The sequence below is a fragment of the Mycobacterium sp. NGS22 genome (assembly GCF_059813095.1).
Genome location: NZ_JCALDY010000003.1, coordinates 143,277 through 162,406, shown reverse-complemented (window position 1 = coordinate 162,406; position 19,130 = coordinate 143,277). Strand labels below are relative to the sequence as shown.

Genomic DNA, 19,130 nt, shown 5'->3' with positions numbered 1-19,130 from the left:
CGGACCGGCGCTAGGCCTGACCCACCTCGAAGCGCACGAACCGGGTCACGGTGACGCCGGCCTCGTCGAGCAGCGCCTTGACGGTCTTCTTGTTGTCGGACACCGACGGCTGCTCGAGCAGCACGGCGTCCTTGAAGAAGCCGTTCAGCCGGCCCTCGACGATCTTGGGCAGCGCCTGCTCGGGCTTGCCTTCGGTCTTCGCGGTCTCCTCGGCGATACGTCGCTCGCTGGCCACCACGTCTTCCGGGACGTCGTCGCGGGACAGGTAACGCGCCTTGAGCGCCGCGATCTGCAGCGCCACCGCGTGTGCCGCCTCGGCGCCGTCACCGGTGTACTCGACCAGCACCCCCACCGCGGGCGGTAGGTCCGCGGCGCGCTTGTGCAGGTAGGTCTCGACGGTGCCGTCGAAGTTGGCGACCCGGCGCAGCTCCAGCTTTTCGCCGATCTTGGCCGACAGCGCCGCGATCGCCTCCTCGACCGTCTGGCCGCCGGCGTCGGCCGCTTTGAGCGCGTCGACGTCGGTCGCCTTCGCCGACACCGCCGCCTCGACGATCTTGTTGGCCAACTGCTGGAACTCGTCGTTCTTCGCGACGAAGTCGGTTTCGGAGTTCAGCTCGATGAGCGCGCCGTCCTTGGCGGCGACCAGGCCCTCGGCCGTCGCGCGCTCGGCACGCTTACCGACGTCCTTGGCGCCCTTGATGCGCAGCGCCTCCACGGCCTTGTCGAAGTCGCCGTCCGTCTCGACCAGGGCGTTCTTGCAGTCGAGCATGCCGGCACCGGTCAGCTCCCGAAGTCGCTTGACGTCGGCAGCGGTGTAGTTCGCCAATGCTCAGCCTTTCCTAGGATGCATCTGTGGTTGATTCGGTGGCACCGGTGTCAGCGGTGGCCGCGGCACCGGCCAGGAGTTCCTGCTCCCATTCGGGCAGGGGCTCGGCGGCCTCGGCTTCCGGCTTGCCGTCGCCGCGTCCCACGCCGGCGCGGGCTTGCAGTCCCTCGGCCACGGCCGAGGCGATCACCTTGGTCAGCAGGGCGGCCGAACGGATCGCGTCGTCGTTGCCCGGGATCGGGTAGTCGACCTCGTCGGGATCGCAGTTGGTGTCCAGGATCGCGATGACCGGGATACCCAGCTTGCGGGCCTCGCCGACGGCGATGTGCTCCTTGTTGGTGTCGACGACCCAGATGGCCGACGGCACCTTGGCCATGTCCCGGATACCGCCCAGCGACCGCTCCAATTTGTTCTTCTCGCGGGTCAGACCCAGGATTTCCTTCTTGGTGCGGCCCTCGAAGCCACCGGTCTGCTCCATCGCCTCGAGTTCCTTGAGGCGCTGCAGCCGCTTGTGCACGGTGGAGAAGTTGGTGAGCATGCCGCCCAGCCAGCGCTGGTTCACATACGGCATGCCGACGCGAGTTGCTTCGGCCGCGACCGACTCCTGCGCCTGCTTCTTGGTGCCGACGAACAGCACCGTCCCGCCGTGGGCGACGGTTTCCTTGACGAACTCGTACGCCTTGTCGATGAAGGTCAGCGTTTGCTGCAGGTCGATGATGTAGATGCCATTGCGGTCGGTGAAGATGAACCGCTTCATCTTGGGGTTCCAGCGCCGGGTCTGATGCCCGAAGTGGGTGCCGCTGTCGAGCAGCTGCTTCATGGTTACGACGGCCATGCTGATGCCTTACTTGTGTCGGTTGTTGCCCGGCATCGGGTGACGCCAAGCCCTGGCGCCTGCTGCGATGCCGCACCCGCTTCCAAGAGAACTCGGCTGCGGGACCGCTCGGCATGCTGTCGCGGATCCCAGAACCACTGGGTCGCTGTGCAGACGCGCGAAGTCAGCCCGCTTGTCACGAGCTGCGTCGAGAAGTTTACACCGACTCGGCACCTGCTTTTTCCCAGCTGCGCCCGTCGTCCACAGGCCCGTCCCGGCGACTGGCCCGCAAATCCGGTTCCGGATGCACTGAGCAGGTGCGATGGCTGGTGGTGGCGCTGATCCTGGGCTGGGTGCTGGTCAATGCGCCGGCTGCAGACGCCGACAGCGGGCGGCTTCAGTGGCCGTTGCGTCCGACGCCGACGGTCCTGCGGGGTTTCGACGCGCCGTCACCGAACTGGTTGTCCGGCCACCGCGGGGTGGACCTCGGCGGCGTACCGGGACAGCCGGTGTATGCCGCGGGCGATGCGACGGTGGTGTTCGCCGGTGTGTTGGCGGGTCGGCCGGCCGTGTCGTTGGCTCATCCGGGCGGTTTGCACACCAGCTACGAGCCGGTCCGTGCCGCGGTGCGGGCGGGTCAGTCGGTGGCGTCGGGCGCGGTGATCGGTGAGTTGATGGCCGGGCACGCAGGTTGTCCCGACGCGGCATGCCTGCACTGGGGCGCGATGTGGGGCCCGGCGTCGCGGGCCGACTACGTCGACCCGCTGGGTCTGCTGGCGTCGACGCCGATCCGGCTCAAGCCGCTGGCACCCCCGGCGAGCAGACGCAAAAGCCCCCTATTTCGGCACGAAATAGGGGCTTTTGCGTCTGCTCGCGCCGAGGAACCGTTAGGCGCGGGGGTGGGCCTGGTCGTGCACCGCACGCAACCGGGACACCGCGACGTGGGTGTAGAGCTGGGTGGTGGCCAGGCTGGAGTGGCCGAGCAGTTCCTGCACCACGCGCAGGTCGGCCCCGCCTTCCAGCAGATGGGTGGCCGCGCTGTGCCGCAGCCCGTGCGGACCCATGTCGGGCGCGCCGTCCACCGCGGCGACGGTCTGGTGCACCACCGTGCGCGCCTGCCGCACGTCGAGACGCCGGCCGCGAGCACCGAGCAGCAGCGCCGGCCCGGACTCGGCGGTGGCCAGCGCCGGTCGCCCTTCGGTCAACCAGGCCCGCAGCGCCTCGGCGGCCGGTTGCCCGAACGGCGCGCTGCGTTGCTTGTTGCCCTTGCCCAGAACCCGCACGAGGCGGTGCGTGGTGTCGACGTCGTCGACGTCCAGCCCGCACAGCTCGCTGACCCGGATTCCGGTGGCGTACAGCAGCTCGACGATCAGCCGGTCCCGCAACGCGAGCGGATCACCTTGCTGCGCACCGGATTTAGCGGCTGTCATGGCCGCCAGCGCCTGGTCCTGACGCAACACCGCGGGCAGGGTGCGATGAGCTTTGGGGACCTGCAGCCGCACCGCCGGATCGTCCGCGATGAGACCCCGCCGCAGCGCCCAGGCGGTGAAGGCCTTGACCGACGAGGTGCGCCGGGCCAGCGTGGTGCGGGCCGCACCGGCACCCGCCGCGGTGGCCAGCCACGACCGCAGCACCGGCAGGCGCAGCGATTGCAGTGACGAGCCCCGCTGCGTCAGAAAGTCCAGCAACGACCGGATGTCGCCCAGATAGGCCCGGCGGGTGTGCGCCGACCGACCGCACTGCAGCTCCAGGTATTCGTCGAACTCCTCGAGGATCGCCTGCACTCCCTCACGCTCGCAGAGCCCCGCGCGGTGTTTCAGCCGACGCGCCGCAGCGTGTCCGGGGTGAGATCTTGCAACGAGGGATAGCCGTCGACCGCCATGATCAGATCGGCTTCGGCCAGCAGCGACCGCAGCACGTGCACGACGCCGTCGACACCTCCCAACGCCAGGCCGTAGGCGTAGGGGCGCCCGACACCGACCGCGGTCGCGCCCAGAGCGAGTGCCTTGACGATGTCCGCGCCGCTGCGGATACCGGAGTCGAACAGCACCGGCAGCCCGTCGGCCGCTTCGACGACGCCGGGCAGACAGTCCAGCGCCGGCAGCCCGCCGTTGGCTTGCCGTCCGCCGTGGGTCGAGCAGTAGATGCCGTCGACTCCGCCGTCCTTGGCGCGGCGCGCGTCGTCGGGATGGCAGATGCCCTTGATGATCAGCGGCAGGTCGGACAGCGAACGCAGCCAGGGTAGGTCGTCCCAGGTCAGAGGGTTGCCGAACAGGGAGGCCCAGCGCAGCACGGTACCTTGCGGGTCTTCTTCGGGTGGACGCGGCAGGCTGGCACGGAACACCGGATCGCTGGTGTAGTTGCTCAGGCAGTGCCCGCGTAATTGCGGGAAGTTCGCGGTGCTCAGGTCGCGTGGGCGCCAGCCGGGGATCCAGGTGTCCAGGGTGACGATGATGGCTTTGAAGCCGGCGGCCTCGGCGCGCTGTACCAGGCTGGCGGCCAGTTCCCGGTCCTTGGGCGTGTAGAGCTGGAAGAAGCCGGGGGTGTCGCCGAACTGGGCGGCGACGTCCTCCATCGGGTCTGCGGTCAACGTGGACACGACCATCGGAACCCCGGTGCGGGCCGCGGCGCGGGCTGTCCCGATGTCGCCGTGGCCGTCCTGCGCGCACAGTCCGATGACGCCGATCGGAGCCATGAACAGCGGCGACGGCAACTTCAGGCCGAACATCTCCACCGACAGGTCGCGCTCGGTGGCGCCGACGAACATGCGCGGCATCAGGCCCCAACGATCGAAGGCTTCGCGGTTGGCCCGCTGGGTGCGCTCGTCGCCGGCGCCCCCGACGACGTAGGACCACACCGAGGGCGGCATGGCCATCTCGGCCCGCGCTTCCAACTCCGCGTAGGCCATGGGCAGCGCGGGCGCTACGCCGGCCAGGCCCTGGAAATAGATCTCGAGCTGATAGTCACCGAATGCCATGACGTAGAGGATGCCAGTGGCAAGGTGGCGGCAGGACTACTGATCCGCGGCCTCCGCCTCGGCGAGTTCCTTCTTCCACTGCCGGAACGACTCTTCGGTGCGACCGCGCCGCCAGTAACCGGATATCGACGCCCACTGGGCTTCGACACCGCGTTCCTTGCGGATGTAGGGGCGCAGGTTGTGCATGACGGCCTGCGCTTCGCCGTGGATGAAGACGTGCACCTGACCGGGCAACCAGGGCGTCGTGGTCACCGCCTCGATCAGCGGCGCGTGGTCGCCGGCGCGGTCTTCGGGAACCAGGTCGGCGCGGCCGCCGCGCACGATCCAGGACACGTCGACACCTTCGGGGTGGGTCAGCTCGATCTCGTCGTCGGGGAAGGCGACCTCGATGAACGCCTTGCCCACCGCCGTTTCGGGCAGGGCTTCCAGCGCCGCCGCGATGGCCGGCAGCGCGGATTCGTCGCCGGCCAGCAGGTGCCAGTCGGCGGTCGGGTCGGGCGTGTAGGCGCCACCGGGCCCCATCAGATAGATCCGCTGACCGGGTTCGGCGGTCGCGGCCCATTGCCCGGCGACGCCGTGTTCGCCGTGTACCGCGATGTCGACGGTGATCTGCTGGGCCTGTTCGTCGACACGGCGGACGGTGATGGTGCGCACCGGGGGCCGCTGCTCGGGGGGCAGGTCGGAGAAACTGTCCTGCGTCAGAGGCTGCGGCAACTCGTCCACGTCGATGTTGTCGGCGACGAAGACCAACTTGACGTAAGAGTCGGTGAACTTGCTGGGCACGAAGGTCTCGAAATTACTGCTACCCAGCACCAACCTGACCATGTGCGGGGTGAGGTCCTCGGTGCTGACTACTTCGAATGCCTGCAAAGGCCGACCTGCCACTGTTGCTCCTGTTCTGACCTGAGGGCACCGAACCCGACCCTCATTCGACTATACGAGTCGCGTTTTGCTGCGCGCCCGACGCACGAGGCGCCACTGTCCGTCGTCGGGCTCGACCAGTCCGGCCACCTCAAGCAACGCCAACGGCCCCAGCACCTGTTCGGGGACCAGACCGGCCGCGACGGCAATCTGGTCTACCGTTGCGCAACCACGGCCGGGTAGCGCGTCGTGGACCCGGCGTTCGGTCTCGCTCAGCCCGTCCAGCGGGGTCTCAGGTCGCGGCTCGTCGAGCGCCAACTCACCGATGCGACCAACCAGTTCGACGACGTCGTCGGCGCGGGTGACCAACTCGGCGCCGTTGCGCAGCAACGCATGACATCCTGCGGATGCCGACGACGTGACCGGGCCGGGCACCGCGGCCACCACCCGGCCCAGCGCACGTGCCCAGGCCGCGGTGTTGGCGGCACCGCTTCGAAGACCGGCTTCCACCACGACCGTCGCGCCGGCGACGGCGGCGACGAGCCGGTTGCGGGTGAGAAACCGGTGCCGGGCCGGCCGGACACCCGGCGGGTATTCGGTGACCAGCAGGCCGTGCCGACCGATGCGGTGCAGCAACCCGGAGTGTCCCGCCGGATAGGGCACGTCGATTCCGCCGGCCAGCACGGCCACGGTGACACCCTCGGCCGCCAGCGCCGCCCGGTGCGCCGCGCCGTCAATGCCGAACGCGCCACCGGAGACGACCGCGACGTCCCGTTCGACCAGACCCGCCGCCAGGTCGGCCGCCATGTGTTCGCCGTAGCTGGTGGCGGCGCGGGTGCCGACGATGGCCGCGCAACGTTGGGACACCTCGTCCAGCACCGCGGGTCCCAGCGCCCACAAGACCAGCGGCGGCCCGCCCCGAGATCTGAGGGAGGCGCTGTCGAATGCGGCGAACGACAGCACCGGCCACTCGTCGTCGTCCGGGGTGATCAACCGGCCGCCACGGCGCCCGAGGAGATCCAAATCGTCTGCGGCTCGGTCGATTTCACGTCTGGCTTCGGTCTGGCGGGCCAGTGCGCCGTCGACCAGGCCCCGCCGAATACGCTCGGCTGCCTCCTGCGGGCCCACGCATCGCACCAGCGCGGCGAGTTCAGCGCACGGCGGTTCGGCCACCCGCGACAGGTAGGCCCAGGCCCGCGCCTGTGCATCCATGCTCATCGCGCGGCTCCGAACTGCCGAAAGCTCAGTGCCGCAGCCACTTCCGCTAACCCTGGTGACGTCTGCCCGGCGAGGTCGCCAAGCGTCCACGCGACCCGCAGCGTGCGGTCCACGCCGCGGATGCTGAGCATCCCCTGCCGCAGCGCTTTGTGCAGTGGCGCCATCGCGGCACCCCCAAGCCTGAATTCCCGGCGCAGCAGCGCGCCGCTGACTTCGGCGTTGGTGCTGTAGCCGTGCGGCTTCCAGCGGTGGGCCGCGGCCTCCCGGGCCTGCGCTACGCGGCGCCGGACCTGTGCTGTCGACTCTCCGTCGGCCTCCGAGAACGCCCCGGCACGTACCACGTGCATCTGCACCCGCAGGTCCACCCGGTCGAGCAGCGGGCCGGACAGTTTGCTCAGGTAGCGTCGTTTGACCAGGCCGGGGCAGATGCAGTCCTGCGGATCGGCCGGAGCGCAGGGACACAGATTGGCCGCCATCACCAGTTGGAACCGGGCGGGGTAGCACGCCACGCCGTCGCGACGGGCAAGCCGGATCTCGCCGTCTTCCAACGGCGTTCGCAACGCGTCCAACGTCCTGGCGCCGATTTCGGCGCATTCGTCGAGAAACAACACCCCGCGGTGCGCCCGGCTGACCGCGCCCGGACGCGCCAGCCCACTACCCCCGCCGACGAGGGCCGCCACGCTGGAGGTGTGATGCGGCGCGACAAATGGTGGCCGGGTGATCAGGGGCATGTCCCCGGACAGCAGGCCCGCCACGGAGTGGACGGCGGTGACCTCGAGTGCCTCGTCATGGGTCAGCGGCGGCAGCAGTCCCGGAAGGCGTTGCGCCAGCATCGTTTTGCCCACTCCGGGCGGGCCGGTCATCATCAGGTGGTGGGCACCGGCGGCCGCCACTTCGACGGCGAAACGCGCCTGCGACTGACCGACGACGTCGGCCAGATCTGCCGTCGGCTCGTCGACGACGGGTGCTGCGGGCACCGGCTCGTCCAGCCTCCCGGACCCGTCCAGCCAGCTCTGCAGGTGCCTGAGCGTGCGCACACCGCGGACGTCGATGCCGTCGACCAGGTTGGCCTCGGCGAGGTTGGCGCTCGGAACGACTACGGTCGGCCAGCCGTCCCGCTTGGCGGCCAGCACAGCGGGCAGCACTCCGCGGACCGGTCGCACCCGGCCGTCCAAAGACAACTCCCCCAGCAGCACTGTCTTTTCCAGCCGATGCCACCGCTTCTTGCGCTGGGCCGACAACACCGCAGACGCCAACGCGATGTCGTAGACGGACCCCATCTTGGGCAACGTCGCCGGGGACAACGCCAGGATCAGGCGGGCCATCGGCCACTCGTTGCCGCAATTGGTGACCGCGGCGCGCACCCGATCGCGCGACTCCTGCAACGCCGCGTCGGGCAGACCCACCAGGTGCACTCCCGGCAGTCCCGAGCTGATGTCGGCCTCGATCTCCACGATGTGCCCGTCCAACCCCTGCACCCCGACCGAGAACGCGTGTCCCAGCGCCATCACCCCACCCCCTTGAGGTGAGTCAGCTCCGGGACGCGGCAACGGCCGATACGCACACCGACGACGTCGATGCGGATCGCGGCCCATCTTTCGTGCTGGCCGGCCAGCCACAACCCGGCCAACCGGCGCAGCCGGCGCACCTTCTGCCCAGTCACCGCCTGCGCCACTCCGCCGTAGCCGTCGCCGGTGCGCGTCTTGACCTCGACGAACACCACTGTGCGGGCGGCCACGTCGCACGCGATCACGTCAAGCTCGCCATATCGGCAACGCCAGTTGCGGTCCAGGATCCGCAAGCCCAGGCCGATCAGATGGTCTACCGCCAGTTGCTCACCCAGCGCGCCGAGCTGGGTTCGAGTCATCGTCGTCATGACGCTGAATGTGCCCGCTCGCCCCGACACATTGGCGGTGACGGACGCGTCGCGGCCGGCGCAACGACCCTGTTATCCCCAGTTGAGCATTCATCCACAGCCCGAATCCCGCCGGACCATGGCTTCTAGACGACCCGCTCCGCCCGGGTGTAGACGTTCATCGAATCCTCCCGCAGGAACGCCACCAGCGTGACCCCGGACTCCTCGGCCAGCGAAACCGCCAGCGACGACGGCGCCGAAACGGCAGCCAGCACCGGGATCCCGGCCATCAGCGCCTTCTGCGTCAACTCGAACGACGCCCGCCCGCTGACCAGCAGCACCGACGCCGACAGCGGGATCCGGTCGTGCTCTAGCGCCCAACCGATCACCTTGTCCACGGCGTTGTGTCGGCCGATGTCCTCCCGCGCGACCAGCATCGTCCCGTCGACCCCGAACAACGCGGCGGCGTGCAGCCCGCCGGTGGACGCGAAAACCGTTTGGGCGTCCCGCAATTGGTGCGGCATCCGGGTCAAGGTGGCGGTGCTGACGGTGGCGGGATCGTCCCCGGGCGCGTAGCGACTGATCGCGCGCACCGCCTCCAGCGACGCTTTGCCACAGACCCCGCACGAGGACGTGGTGTAGAAGTTGCGGGTCACATCCAGGTCCGGAAGCTCGACGCCGGATGCCAGCGTCACGTCGAGCACGTTGTAGTCGTTCACGCCGTCGGTGTCGCGCCCGGCGCAGTATCGGATGGTCCGCACGTCCGCCCGCTCGGCGATGATCCCTTCGGTCAGCAGAAAGCCTTGTGCCAGTTCGACATCCGAACCAGGCGTGCGCATAGTCACGGTGACCGGCGTCCCGTCGAGGCGGATTTCCAGCGGCTCTTCGACAGCTAGGATCTCCTGGCGGGTGCTCACTTGATCGGCGACCAGATGTCTGACGCGCCGACGCGCGGTTACGTGCCCCACTGCGTCTTTTCGGCTGTCACCGGCTCAACGTACCTTGGCCACGTCAGACCGCGGCGGCCAGCGACTCCAACGCCTCCACCGAGGTGTGCGTCGGGCGCCAACCGAGCTGCCGTCTGGCCCGGCTGGTATCCATCACCACCGATGTCCGCGCGACGTGCAGCCACTCCAGCAGAGAGGGGACGAACGGCAAACGCGAAATCGTCGTCGACGCCACCGATGCCGCAGCGGCCGGAACCCGGATCGGGCGGGCCCCGAGGGCCTTGGCGACCTGACTGACCGTGACGACCCCGTTTCCGGCGATGTTGTATGCACCCGGCGGGGCCGGTGACGTAGCCGCCAGCGCGATCGCCGACGCGACGTCGTCGTGATGCACCAACTGCAGCGGAAACCCGGGGTCGGGGACCACCGGCTTGAGCAACGGCACCATCCTGGACACCGCACGCACCGGAGCCGGCAACTTCGTCAACGGCCCTGCCAGCGCGGGCGCTTCGGGACCGACGACGATGCACGGCCGCAGCACGAACACCTCCAAGGACGAGCCGTCGGTGATCTCGGCCAGGGCCGCCTCGCACGCGGCCTTCTGGTCTGAGTAATAGTGCTCGGCAGAACCGCGCGCCGGGACATCCTCGGTCAACGGCACCGGGTTGTCGGAGTGATACCCGTAGGCTGCGACCGACGAGGTGTACACCAGGCGCCGGGGACGCTTCGCGTCGACCGTGGCTTCGAATACGTTGCGGGTGCCGCGCAGGTTGACCCGTTCGCTCTCCTCACGCGAACCCATGATGACGAAGGCCAGATGGACGACCACGTCGGCGTCGGCGACCAACGCCTCGACCGCGTCGCGATCCAGGATGTCCCCTTGCCGGTACGTCGTCTTCGCCCAGCTGTGAACGCGCGGATCGAACGGCCGCCGCGCCATCCCGAGAATCTTGTCCACGGCGGGTTCGCGCTCCAGCGCGGTGACGGCCGAGATGCCGATTTCCCCGGTCGGCCCGGTGACGGCGACGGTTAAGCCCACCTGCAATGGCCTTCCCTCTTCTGCGCCGGTCAAACGCCCGGGGGCGATAAGTCACCGAATGTGTGCAATTCGCAACACCTGGCTATTCATAGCGGGTTCATGTCATCTGGCAGCGAAAGAGGAGCCATGAAGCTGATCGCACCGACCGATTCGATGTTCCTGGTTGGCGAGTCACGCGAACACCCGATGCACGTCGGTGCTCTGCAGCTCTTCAAGCCGCCGGAGGGAGCCGACGACGACTTTGTGACCGAGGCGTACGAGTCGATGCTGGCCTGCACCGACATCCAGCCCACTTTCCGCAAGCATCCGGCTTTCGCCGGCCCGCTCACCAATCTCGCTTGGGCGATCGACCAGGACGTCGAACTCGATTACCACTTCCGCCGCTCCGCCCTCCCTCGGCCCGGCCGGGTCCGCGAGTTGCTGGAACTGTGCTCGCGCTTGCACGGCAGTCTGCTCGACCGCCACCGCCCCTTATGGGAGGCGCATCTGGTCGAGGGCCTCAACGACGGGCGCTACGCGGTCTACACGAAGTTCCACCATTCGCTGATGGACGGCGTGTCCGCGCTGCGGATGATGCAGCGCGCGTTCACCGACGACCCGGGCGACGACGAAGTCCGGGTGCCCTGGGAGCTCAAACCGCGCCACAAGCCGGACAGCGACGGCGGATCCTCGCCGCTGCAGAAGCTGACCGGCGCGATCGGCTCGACCGCGGCTTTGGCGCCGTCGACGCTGTCCCTGGCGCGCGCGGCGTTGCTCGAACAACAACTGACGTTTCCGTTCCGGGCGCCCAAGACCATGTTCAACGTCAGGATCGGCGGTGCTCGGCGCATTGCGGCCCAGTCGTGGTCGCTGGAGCGACTCTTCGCGGTCAAGGACGCCGCCAACGCCACCTTCAACGACGTGGTGTTGGCGATGTCCGCGGGTGCGCTGCGGAGCTATCTGCTCGAACAGGACGCGCTTCCCGATGCGCCGCTGATCGCGATGGTCCCGGTGAGCCTGCGCAAGGAATCCGACGCCGAAGGCAGCGGGAACGCCGTGGGCACCGTGTTATGCAACCTGAACACCGACCTCGAGGACGCGGGCAAACGCTTCGAAGGGATCAGTTCCTCGATGCGCGAGCAGAAGCAGCTGTTCATGGAGCTTCCCCAGGTCCAACAGCTCGCTCTGTCGGCGTTTCTGACCGGAGGGCTCTTCCTCGGACTGATTCCGGGATTCATCCGCACCGCCCCACCGCCGTTCAATATTGTGATATCCAACGTGCCGGGATCGAAGGATTCGTTGTACTGGCGCGGTGCGCAGCTGGTCGGCAACTACCCGTTGTCGATCACCCTGGACGGCCAGGCCATGAACATCACCGTGACCAACAACGGCGAGAATCTTGATTTCGGTCTGGTGGGCGCCAGGGGCAGCGTGCCGCATCTGCAACGCATGCTGAGTCACCTGGAGACGTCACTGAAAGATCTCGAACGTGCCGTAGGTGTGTGACCCGCATGACGACTCCGATAGCCTACGGCCGTCCCAGCGCTTCGAAGGACGGTATGGACGTGGCAGACGAATCGAGGGCCGACAGCTCGGCACCCGGCGCGTTGACGGCTGATCCCGCCACCGTGTTCGCCGCCCTGGCCGAGATCATCTACCAGGGTTCGGATGCGAAGCAGATGTATGCGGCCATCTGCGTGGCGGCCACCTTGATCGTGCCGGGATGCGATCACGCCAGCATGCTGATGAAGCGCGACGACCAGTACGTGACGGTCGGGGCGAGCAGTCGTCTCGCCCACCACATTGACGACCTGGAACGACGTGCCGGCGACGGCCCCTGTATCGACGCGATCGAGGAGGAGACGCCGCAGATCGAACCCGATCTGGCCACGCCGACCCTGTGGCCGGCACTCGCGGCCCGGCTGGTCGCCGAGACGCCGGTGCGCGGTGCGATGGGATTTCGGCTGCTGATCGACAAGCGCAAGGTGGCTGCGCTCAACTTGTTCAGCGAAACACCCAACCTGTTCGACTCGGAATCGGCGGGACGGGCCGCGGTGCTGGCCTCGTTCGCCAGCGTGGCCATCAACGCGGTCGCGCAAGGCGAAGACGCCTCGAGCCTGCGCCGGGGCCTGCTGAGCAACCGGGAGATCGGCAAGGCGGTCGGCATGCTGATGATGCTGCACGAGATGAACGAGGATCAGGCCTTCGACCTGTTGCGACGGCACTCGCAGGGACTGAACATCAAGCTCGCCGACGTCGCGCGCAGGGTCATCGATGCCCGCGGTCAGCTGCCGCCGGGGCAGGACTGACTACTCCGGCAGCCGCAGTTCGGGCTTTTCGACCTCTTCGATGTTGACGTCTTTGAACGTCACCACCCGCACCTGTTTGACGAACCGGGCCGGCCGGTACATGTCCCAGACCCACGCGTCGGCCAGGCGTAGCTCGAAGTACACCTCGCCGTCGGCGTTGCGCGGCACCATCTCGACACTGTTGGCCAGATAGAAGCGCCGCTCGGTTTCCACGACGTAGCTGAACTGACCGACGATGTCCTTGTATTCGCGGTAAAGCGAGAGCTCCATCTCGGTTTCGTACTTTTCGAGATCTTCTGCACTCATCTGTTCAGACGTCCTTTTCCCGCAACTCTTGCCCCATCTTTGCGCACTCGTAAACGGCGCCCTCGCCCGGACCGCCGGAGCCGAGCACGGTCGCGACCCGCCGCACGTTGATGAACGAACGGCGGTGCTCGGGACACGGCCCGAGGCGGCTCAACGCGCGACTGTGCGCGGGAGTGCTGTAGCCCTTGTGCTCGGCGAAGCCGTAGCCGGGATGATCGGCGTCCATCGCGACCATCAACCGATCCCGGCTGACCTTGGCCAGCACACTGGCAGCGGCGATGCAGGCCGCCGCCGCGTCGCCGCCGACCACCGGCAGCGACGGCACCGCCAACCCGGGCACCCGAAAACCGTCGCTCAGCACATAACCCGGCCGCACCGACAACCCCGCCACCGCGCGCCGCATGCCCTCGATGTTGGCCACGTGCACCCCGCGGCGGTCGACCTCGGTCGAGGGAATGAACACCACGTGATAGGCGAGGGCATACCGACGGATCAACGGGAACAGCTTCTCCCGCGCCTTCTCTGTCAGCTTCTTCGAATCGTCAAGAGCGGCAAGGCTTTCCAGGCGGTTCGGACCCAGCACGCAGGCCGCCACGACGAGCGGGCCGGCGCAGGCGCCACGCCCCACCTCATCCACCCCGGCAACCGGACCCAGACCGCTGCGGTGCAGCGCGGATTCCAGGGTGCGCAATCCTGACGATTTGCGGATCACCGTCCGTGGCGGCCAAGTCGTGGCCATGGCTACTGACCTTGCTGAGGGTTCACCGAACCCACGCCACCCCACCGCTGCGGCGGCCACACGATGAACCTGGCCTTGCCGATGACATTGTCGACCGGCACCGTTCCCGCCGTCGGGTCGCCCGTGCACTGCATCGGGCAGTGCGCCCGCGAGTCCGCCGAGTGGGTCCGGTTGTCACCCATCACCCAGAGCCGTCCCGGCGGCACCGTGACCGGCCCGAATTCGCTGCCCAGGCACCGGTAAGCCTGCTGGTACGGCGAGATCATCATCGTGTTGGCGTCCAGATACGGCTCCTTGAGCGGCTTGCCGTTGACGGTCAGGCCGGTGTCTTCGTGGCACTGAACGGTCTGTCCGCCGACCGCGATCACCCGCTTGACCAAGTCGTTCTCGTCGGGCGGCACGAAGCCGATGAAGGAGAGCGCATTCTGCACCCAGCGCACCAGGGTGTTGTGCGAGCGGATCGACTTGTAACCGATGTTCCACGACGGCGGACCCTTGAAGACGATCACGTCGCCGGGTTTCGGCTCGCCGAAGCGGTAGCTGAGTTTGTCGACCATGATGCGGTCGCCGACGCACGTCGAGCAGCCGTGCAGGGTCGGTTCCATCGACTCCGACGGGATCAGGTACGGACGCGCGACGAACGTCAGCATGACGTAGTAGAGGGTGAGCGCGATGACGGCCAGTGTGGCGAGTTCCCGCAGCGTCGAGCGCTTCGGCTTGGCTTCGCCTTCCTCGGAATCGGAGGCGACGACCTCGTCGTCGTCCGGCGTTTCGGCTTCGCTGGTGACGCGCGGCTGCGACTCCGGCGGCGCAGCGTCAGGCCGGCGCTCGGAATGCGAGTCCTCCGAAGGAGATCCCTCAGTGTCAGTCACGAGATCAGCGTAGCCAGCACCGTGCGGGCGGCTGCGGACGCCGGGACCCAACCGGGGCGTGCGCGGTCAGCGCTTCTCCTTGATCTTGGCCTTCTTGCCGCGCAGCTCACGCAGGTAGTACAACTTGGCCCGACGGACGTCGCCGCGGGTCACCACCTCGATGTGGTCGATGTTGGGCGAATGCACCGGGAAGGTGCGTTCGACGCCGACGCCGTAGCTCTCCTTGCGCACCGTGAACGTCTCGCGGATGCCGCCACCGGAGCGGCGGATCACCACGCCCTTGAACACCTGGATACGTTCCTTGGCGCCCTCGATGACCTTGACGTGCACGTTGATGGTGTCGCCGGGGTGGAAGGCGGGGATGTCGTCGCGCAGCGACGCCTGGTCGACGAAGTCCAGCCTGTTCATGGGAGAGACACTTCCTCGGGGTCGCGGCCTGGGTTAGACCATCCGCACGCGGACGTGCGGCGGTCACCAAGCCGATGGTTTTCGGGCTTCTTAGTCGCGTCTCGCGGCAGGCGGTAGGCACGCGCCTTCCGACGGCCACCGGAGACAACCGCCCAATTGTGCCAGATGGTGCGCATGCAGTGAAAATCACAGGAAACTGTAGTGGTTCGCGCCCGCGCCGAAGCGCCTGCAAATGGTACATATGACTGGGGTTCTAACCGCGCCGAATCAATACCTGGACGAGATCGCAAACCTCGGCTTCACGACGCGGCAGCCCGGCCACACAGACGCCCACGGGACGCCAGGAGGAGCGCCATGCGAGCCCGTCCGCTGACCATGCTGACCGCCGCGGCGGCAGCGGCGTTGGTGGTGGTGGCCGGGTGCGAGGCGACCGTGCACGCCAATGCGTTCAACTCCGCCGCGCCGTCGGTGTCCGAGCAGCACCCGCAACCGCAACCGCAGTTGGTGGAGTTGCTGCTGCGGGCCATCACACCGACCGGGGCGCCGCTGGCGTTGCCGAACCTCGTCGGACCCAGCGGACTGGCCGGGGTGCAGGCGCGCGTGCAGCAGGCCACCGCTCAGGCCGCGGTCAGCGGTGCGACCCTTTCGGTGGCCATCCTCGACCGAGTCACGCATCAGTCGGTCTCCAACGGCAACGACCAGATCATCGCCACCGCGTCAGTGGCGAAACTGTTCATCGCCGACGAGTTGCTGCTGCGGGAGTCCGAGGGCCGTGCGGTGCTGTCCCCCGATGACCACCGCGCCCTGGACGCGATGCTGCAGTCGTCCGATGACGATGCGGCCGAGCGGTTCTGGGGCCAGGACGGCGGCGATGCCATCGTCACCACGGTCGCTAACCGCTACGGGCTGACCTCGACCACTCCGCCCAGCGACGGACGGTGGTGGAACACCATCAGCTCGGCCAACGACCTGATCCACTACTACGAGGGGCTGCTGGACGGTTCGGGCGGGCTGCCGTCGGACCGCTCCCGGCTCATCCTCAACAATCTGGCCCGGTCCACCCCCACCGGCATCGACGGCTACCCGCAGCGATTCGGGATACCGGACGGCTTGTACGCCGAGCCCGTCGCGGTCAAGCAAGGTTGGATGTGCTGCATCGGCGCCGATTGGATGCACCTGTCCACCGGGGTGATCGGGGCGGACCGCCGCTACATCATGGTGATCGAGTCGCTGCAGCCCTCCGACGACGCCACCGCCCGCGACACGATCACCCAGGCCGTCAAGACGATCTTCCCCAACGGCCGCATCTAACCTTTGTTGCGCGAGCAGACGCAGAATCGCATTGAGATCGCCTGTTTCGTGCGATTCTCTGTCTGCTCGCGGCGCGAAGGGGCGGGCTCACTCCAGGAGTTCCGGGCGGCGCTCGCGGGTGCGTTGCAGCGACACCTCCCGCCGCCAGGCGGCGATGCGGGCATGGTCCCCGGAGAGCAGGATCTGCGGAACGTCCAGTCCACGCCAGCTCGGCGGGCGGGTGTAGCTCGGCCCCTCCAACAGCCCGTCCAGCGCCGACGAATGCGAATCATGTTGATGCGACGCCGGATTGCCCAGCACTCCGGTCAGCAACCGCAGCACGGCCTCGATCATCACCAGTGCCGCCGACTCGCCGCCGGGCAACACGTAATCGCCGATCGACACCTCTTCGACGCGCATCCGGCGGGCTGAGTCCTCCACCACGCGCTGGTCGATTCCCTCGTATCGGCCGCAGGCGAACACCAGATGGCCCTCGGAGCTCCAACGCTGCGCGGTGGTCTGGTCGAACAGTCTCCCGGCGGGGGTGGGAACCACCAATAACGTTTCCGCCGAACAGATTTCGTCCAGCGCATCGCCCCACACCGGCGCCCGCATGACCATCCCGGGGCCGCCGCCGTACGGCGCATCGTCCACCGAGTGGTGCACGTCATGGGTCCAGCGCCGCAGGTCGTGCACCCGCAAATCCACCAGTCCAGACGCGATTGCCTTGCCGGGCAACGATTCCCGCAGCGGGTCCAGATAGGCCGGGAAGATCGTGACTATATCGATTCTCACGTCGATACGTGCCCCGTCAGCCCAGATCCAGCAGACCGTCGGGCGGCTCGATCTCCAGCGTGCCGTCCTGCAGCGACACCGAGGTGACGATCGCGCTGACGAAGGGCACCAGTACCTCACCGGAATCGCCCTTGACGGCCAGCAACTCGGCGCCGGCGGTGTGCAGCACCTCGGCGACGACGCCGACCTCGCGCCCGGCCGTCGTCGTCACCCGCAGACCCTCCAGCTGATGGTCGTAATAGGTGTCCGGCTCGTCGATCGGCGGCAGTTCGTCGGAGTCGATGACGAACAGGCTGCCTCGCAACGCATCGGCGCCGTCCCGGTCGGTGACTCCGGCCAACCGCACCAGCAACCGGGCACCGTGCGGGCGCGCACCCTCGACCACATAGCTGCGCGTAGGAGCAGCATCGCGCGGTTTCTTGGCGCGCAACCTGCTGCCCGGCGCGAACCGGGTATCGGGATCGTCGGTGCGAACGTCGACCACGACCTCGCCGGTGATCCCGTGGGCCTTGGCCACGCGCCCGACGATCAGCTCCACGGGTGCTACTGGTCGGTGTCCACCACGTCGACGCGGATGCCGCGGCCACCGATTCCGGCTACCAGCGTGCGCAGCGCGGTGGCGGTGCGTCCTCCACGACCGATCACCTTGCCCAGGTCGTCGGGGTGGACGTGGACCTCTACGGTGCGTCCCCGACGGCTGGTGACCAGGTCGACCCGCACGTCGTCAGGGTTGTCGACGATGCCGCGGACCAGGTGCTCGACGGCGTCGACCACGACGGTGCTCACCGGGCTCAGCTCTCGGTGGCGGGCTCGGCCGGCACGGACTGCTCGCCCTGCTCGGACTCGGCGGTGGCGGCCGCCTTCTCCGCGCCGGTCTCGGCGGCCTCGTCACCCTTGGCGGCCTTCTTCGGCGCCGACTTCTTCTTCGGCTTGGTGGCCTCGGTGGTGGGCCCGCCGTCAGCCTCGGCCAGCGCGGCGTTGAACAGCTCGAGCTTGCTGGGCTTGGCGGGCTTGACCTTCAGCCGGCCCTCGGCGCCGGGCAGGCCTTTGAACTTCTGCCAGTCACCGGTGATCTTGAGCAGCTTGAGGACGGGCTCGGTGGGCTGGGCGCCCACGGACAGCCAGTACTGCGCGCGCTCGGAGTCGATCTCGATCAGGCTCGGCTCTTCTTTGGGGTGGTAGCGGCCGATGACCTCGATGGAGCGGCCGTCGCGGCGGGTGCGCGCATCGGCGACGGCCACGCGGTACTGGGGGTTGCGGATCTTGCCAAGCCGGGTGAGCTTGATCTTGACAGCCATGACTGAACTCCTGTGGGTGTCACGCTGCAATTCAGCGACCGGGGCGGGATGCCCGGGTCCGGTTTTGCCTCGCGTGTATGACCGGGGCACGACCTTGGTCGCGCGACGGACAGCCGCCCATTGTGCCAGAAAGCCATGCCCGCGCGGAAATTCGCTTACATGACCTTCTGAAAAGTCTTGGTCTCGACGCGCCGCGTCATCCGCCAGCCTTGCGGGGTGCGCACGAACTCGTCGTCGTACCAGAGCCCGCAGAACAGGATCTGGTCCTGCTCGCCACCGAGCACCATCGGGTTGAAGCAGATCACCCGCGAGGATGCGGTGTCCCCGTCGATGCGGACCGAGAAGTTGCCGAGCATGTGCGAATAGGCCGGGAAATTGGGCAGCACGTCCGACAGCCACTTCTTCACCTTTGGATACGGACCGTCGATGCCGCCGAGTTCGCGGTAGTCGATGTAGGCGTCCGGGGTGAAGACGTTGTCCAGGTCGTCGAAGCGACGTTGGTCGATGGCTGTGCTGTAATCCACCAGCAGCTGTTGAATCTCCAGACGGTCGGAAATTTCGGCCAGGCTCAGCATGCAAACGATTCAACACCCCGCC

The 19,130-nt window shown here is 67.9% G+C and carries 22 protein-coding genes and 1 pseudogene; 4 read left to right on the top strand and 19 right to left on the bottom strand.

Features of this window, described 5'->3' with window-relative positions; translation table 11 throughout:
• Positions 1-10 precede the first annotated feature (10 nt).
• Both tsf and rpsB read right to left on the bottom strand, forming a co-directional pair.
• A complete protein-coding gene (tsf, locus tag AC5Y47_RS03980; protein ID WP_499942141.1) occupies positions 11-826 on the bottom strand; it encodes a translation elongation factor Ts in 816 nt (271 codons plus the stop codon).
• Positions 827-839: 13 nt separating this feature from the next.
• Positions 840-1,661 carry a 30S ribosomal protein S2 gene (gene rpsB / locus AC5Y47_RS03975; RefSeq protein ID WP_499942140.1) on the bottom strand — a complete coding sequence of 274 codons (822 nt, stop codon included), beginning with the start codon at positions 1,659-1,661 and terminating at the stop codon, positions 840-842.
• A gap of 296 nt (positions 1,662-1,957) precedes the next feature.
• Here rpsB and AC5Y47_RS03970 point away from each other — a divergent pair.
• Positions 1,958-2,452 (top strand): annotated as a pseudogene (locus AC5Y47_RS03970) (M23 family metallopeptidase); the annotation flags it as partial.
• Positions 2,453-2,527: 75 nt separating this feature from the next.
• Here the strand turns inward: AC5Y47_RS03970 and AC5Y47_RS03965 are convergent.
• The 8 genes from AC5Y47_RS03965 to AC5Y47_RS03930 form a co-directional block, all read right to left on the bottom strand.
• Positions 2,528-3,424 (bottom strand): tyrosine recombinase XerC, encoded by an 897-nt coding sequence (locus AC5Y47_RS03965; RefSeq protein ID WP_499942138.1) that lies wholly within the window; start codon positions 3,422-3,424, stop codon positions 2,528-2,530.
• Between the two features lie 32 nt (positions 3,425-3,456).
• Positions 3,457-4,617 (bottom strand): lactate 2-monooxygenase, encoded by a 1,161-nt coding sequence (locus AC5Y47_RS03960; protein WP_499942137.1) that lies wholly within the window; start codon positions 4,615-4,617, stop codon positions 3,457-3,459.
• Positions 4,618-4,653: 36 nt separating this feature from the next.
• On the bottom strand, positions 4,654-5,502 hold the full coding sequence (locus tag AC5Y47_RS03955; RefSeq protein WP_499942135.1) for a siderophore-interacting protein: 849 nt from the start codon (positions 5,500-5,502) through the stop codon (positions 4,654-4,656).
• Between the two features lie 48 nt (positions 5,503-5,550).
• A complete protein-coding gene (gene dprA, locus AC5Y47_RS03950) occupies positions 5,551-6,690 on the bottom strand; it encodes a DNA-processing protein DprA (RefSeq protein WP_499942370.1) in 1,140 nt (379 codons plus the stop codon).
• A gap of 2 nt (positions 6,691-6,692) precedes the next feature.
• Positions 6,693-8,204, bottom strand: a complete 1,512-nt coding sequence (locus AC5Y47_RS03945) for a YifB family Mg chelatase-like AAA ATPase (RefSeq protein WP_499942133.1) — start codon at positions 8,202-8,204, stop codon at positions 6,693-6,695.
• Complete coding sequence (locus tag AC5Y47_RS03940; RefSeq protein WP_499942131.1) at positions 8,204-8,572, bottom strand: YraN family protein; 369 nt, start codon at positions 8,570-8,572, stop codon at positions 8,204-8,206. The genes AC5Y47_RS03945 and AC5Y47_RS03940 overlap by 1 nt, the downstream gene beginning before the upstream one ends.
• A 125-nt stretch (positions 8,573-8,697) precedes the next feature.
• A complete protein-coding gene (fdhD, locus tag AC5Y47_RS03935) occupies positions 8,698-9,519 on the bottom strand; it encodes a formate dehydrogenase accessory sulfurtransferase FdhD (RefSeq protein WP_499942129.1) in 822 nt (273 codons plus the stop codon).
• Positions 9,520-9,562: 43 nt separating this feature from the next.
• Entirely contained in the window at positions 9,563-10,537 is a 975-nt protein-coding gene (locus tag AC5Y47_RS03930; protein ID WP_499942127.1) for an NAD-dependent epimerase/dehydratase family protein, read from the bottom strand.
• A gap of 126 nt (positions 10,538-10,663) precedes the next feature.
• Between AC5Y47_RS03930 and AC5Y47_RS03925 the strand changes: the two genes are divergently transcribed.
• Complete coding sequence (locus AC5Y47_RS03925; protein WP_499942126.1) at positions 10,664-12,022, top strand: WS/DGAT/MGAT family O-acyltransferase; 1,359 nt, start codon at positions 10,664-10,666, stop codon at positions 12,020-12,022.
• Positions 12,023-12,075: 53 nt separating this feature from the next.
• Positions 12,076-12,825 (top strand): GAF and ANTAR domain-containing protein, encoded by a 750-nt coding sequence (locus AC5Y47_RS03920; protein ID WP_499942368.1) that lies wholly within the window; start codon positions 12,076-12,078, stop codon positions 12,823-12,825.
• Here the strand turns inward: AC5Y47_RS03920 and AC5Y47_RS03915 are convergent, their stop codons facing one another.
• The 4 genes from AC5Y47_RS03915 to rplS all read right to left on the bottom strand — a co-directional run bounded on the left by AC5Y47_RS03915 (position 12,826) and on the right by rplS (position 15,150).
• Positions 12,826-13,131: a DUF2469 domain-containing protein gene (locus AC5Y47_RS03915; protein ID WP_012393608.1), complete on the bottom strand. Its 306-nt coding sequence runs from the start codon at positions 13,129-13,131 to the stop codon at positions 12,826-12,828.
• 4 nt (positions 13,132-13,135) lie between these two features.
• Positions 13,136-13,870 carry a ribonuclease HII gene (locus AC5Y47_RS03910; RefSeq protein ID WP_499942124.1) on the bottom strand — a complete coding sequence of 245 codons (735 nt, stop codon included), beginning with the start codon at positions 13,868-13,870 and terminating at the stop codon, positions 13,136-13,138.
• A gap of 2 nt (positions 13,871-13,872) precedes the next feature.
• Positions 13,873-14,742: a signal peptidase I gene (lepB, locus tag AC5Y47_RS03905; RefSeq protein WP_499942122.1), complete on the bottom strand. Its 870-nt coding sequence runs from the start codon at positions 14,740-14,742 to the stop codon at positions 13,873-13,875.
• Positions 14,743-14,808: 66 nt separating this feature from the next.
• Positions 14,809-15,150 (bottom strand): 50S ribosomal protein L19, encoded by a 342-nt coding sequence (gene rplS / locus AC5Y47_RS03900; protein ID WP_499942120.1) that lies wholly within the window; start codon positions 15,148-15,150, stop codon positions 14,809-14,811.
• A gap of 354 nt (positions 15,151-15,504) precedes the next feature.
• Between rplS and AC5Y47_RS03895 the strand changes: the two genes are divergently transcribed.
• Positions 15,505-16,461 carry a serine hydrolase gene (locus AC5Y47_RS03895; protein WP_499942118.1) on the top strand — a complete coding sequence of 319 codons (957 nt, stop codon included), beginning with the start codon at positions 15,505-15,507 and terminating at the stop codon, positions 16,459-16,461.
• Between the two features lie 87 nt (positions 16,462-16,548).
• On the opposite strand, the gene trmD is transcribed toward AC5Y47_RS03895, so the two are convergent.
• The 5 genes from trmD to AC5Y47_RS03870 form a co-directional block, all read right to left on the bottom strand.
• Positions 16,549-17,235 carry a tRNA (guanosine(37)-N1)-methyltransferase TrmD gene (trmD, locus tag AC5Y47_RS03890; RefSeq protein ID WP_499942116.1) on the bottom strand — a complete coding sequence of 229 codons (687 nt, stop codon included), beginning with the start codon at positions 17,233-17,235 and terminating at the stop codon, positions 16,549-16,551.
• Between the two features lie 16 nt (positions 17,236-17,251).
• Complete coding sequence (gene rimM / locus AC5Y47_RS03885; RefSeq protein ID WP_499942114.1) at positions 17,252-17,773, bottom strand: ribosome maturation factor RimM; 522 nt, start codon at positions 17,771-17,773, stop codon at positions 17,252-17,254.
• 5 nt (positions 17,774-17,778) lie between these two features.
• Positions 17,779-18,021: an RNA-binding protein gene (locus tag AC5Y47_RS03880; RefSeq protein WP_036354608.1), complete on the bottom strand. Its 243-nt coding sequence runs from the start codon at positions 18,019-18,021 to the stop codon at positions 17,779-17,781.
• A gap of 5 nt (positions 18,022-18,026) precedes the next feature.
• Positions 18,027-18,533, bottom strand: coding sequence for a 30S ribosomal protein S16 (gene rpsP / locus AC5Y47_RS03875; protein WP_499942112.1), 507 nt, complete (start codon positions 18,531-18,533; stop codon positions 18,027-18,029).
• A gap of 155 nt (positions 18,534-18,688) precedes the next feature.
• The gene (locus tag AC5Y47_RS03870; RefSeq protein WP_499942110.1) at positions 18,689-19,108 is read right to left on the bottom strand and encodes a nuclear transport factor 2 family protein; all 420 of its coding nucleotides are present in this window, start codon (positions 19,106-19,108) and stop codon (positions 18,689-18,691) included.
• Positions 19,109-19,130: the final 22 nt, after the last annotated feature.